This window comes from Mycobacterium sp. E3247 (assembly GCF_001667785.1).
Taxonomy (GTDB): Bacteria; Actinomycetota; Actinomycetes; order Mycobacteriales; family Mycobacteriaceae; genus Mycobacterium.
Genome location: NZ_LZJG01000393.1, coordinates 1 through 1,355, shown reverse-complemented (window position 1 = coordinate 1,355; position 1,355 = coordinate 1). Strand labels below are relative to the sequence as shown.

At 62.9% G+C, this 1,355-nt stretch carries 1 protein-coding gene and 1 pseudogene; both read right to left on the bottom strand.

Features of this window, described 5'->3' with window-relative positions:
- On the bottom strand, nt 1–759 hold a 759-nt coding region (locus tag A9X04_RS21030), incomplete at its 3' end, for a glycosyltransferase (protein WP_197509265.1).
- A 393-nt stretch (nt 760–1,152) separates the two neighbouring features.
- A pseudogene (locus A9X04_RS21025) lies at nt 1,153–1,355 on the bottom strand (glycosyl transferase family 1); the annotation flags it as partial.

Sequence of the window (1,355 nt, the reverse complement as noted above, 5' to 3'; positions counted from 1 at the left end):
GCAGATCGGCGGCGATCCACCGGCGATCCACGATGCCACGTCCTCGTCGGCGTCCGTGGTCAACTCCATGGTCAGCGCGCCGACAAAGGGCCGTCGGTCGCCCCATTTCTTCGCCCATTCGGCGGCCAGCCCGGGAAAGCAGACTTCGTCATAGGCCTGGATCTCGAGCGAGCCGCGTTCGGCGATCCGGCGCGGTGAGGCGACGGTGGCGGTGGGCAGTCCGAGTTCGCGGCGCTGCCGGTCCTCGGCCCTCTTGTTCATCCGCCAACACATCCAGTCGTACACCGCCATCCCGGTACGGACCATCGGCCCGGGCAGTGCCGGAATCAGCTCGCCGTTGGGCCGCATCGGAATGTAATGCAGCGTGGCCATCGGAATGCGGTAGTAGTCGGCGACGTTGATCGCGAGGTCCTGGTAGAGCTGTCCGGTGAAGATCAAATCGGCGCCGGCACCGACCGACATCAGTGACGAGCTCATCAGCTGCCAGTTCCGCAGCACCGGCTCCCATGCGTCGCGCATCAACTTGATGGGCCCGCGCACGAAATTCTTCCAGAAGTCGCGGATGAACTCGTCGCTCCAGAAGTCGTGCATGTCGGGTCCGTAGCCGATGGCCGCCAGGCCTGCTTCCTGCGCGAGCTCAACAAGATTGGGCGGGACGGCCATGCGGACTTCGTGCCCTCTGCGCGTCAGTTCCCGCCCGATAGCGAGGCACGGCTCTATGTCACCGCGCGTCCCGTAGCTTGCCACAGCAAATTTCATCGCGTTGTAACCTTAATCACTTTTCCCTTGCCCCGGCAACACTTCAGAGTAGGGTCTTTCGGCCCTAATTTCAGTCTCTCCCTTCCCTATTGGGATTGACTGTTTTCGTTGCATGGCATGGGGAATGAGGTTCCGCGAGCGGGCGAACCGGCAATTCCCACCGGGCGCCGTCGGGTGTGACGAAGCCAATATCATCGGCCCTATCCCCCCGACCATTGGACTGTGACGACCTTTGACGGTTTGACGCGACCCCCAGGCATCGTCGGCTGATCAGATATCTAGTGTGCCAGAAAGTGTGGTCCCGTGTCTCCAGAAGCGGCAACTAGTTCGGCGCCGGCGCCGGAGTCAGGACGCTGACAGTGCGGCACACATCCGCGCTGTCGGCTTTGCCGATCAGGCGCGACTCCGCGAGCCGGCAAACTTCTCCACCACGTCAGCGGCCTTGACAACGCTTTCAGCGGGTTTGGTCATGTGCCGGGCGATCTCTCGCGCACGCACGCCGTAATCCGGATCGAGTATCCGGCGCAGATCCGCCAACAACGACTCCCGGGTGGTGGCCGAAAACCGCCGCGTGGCACCAACTTTCAGCCGTTTGA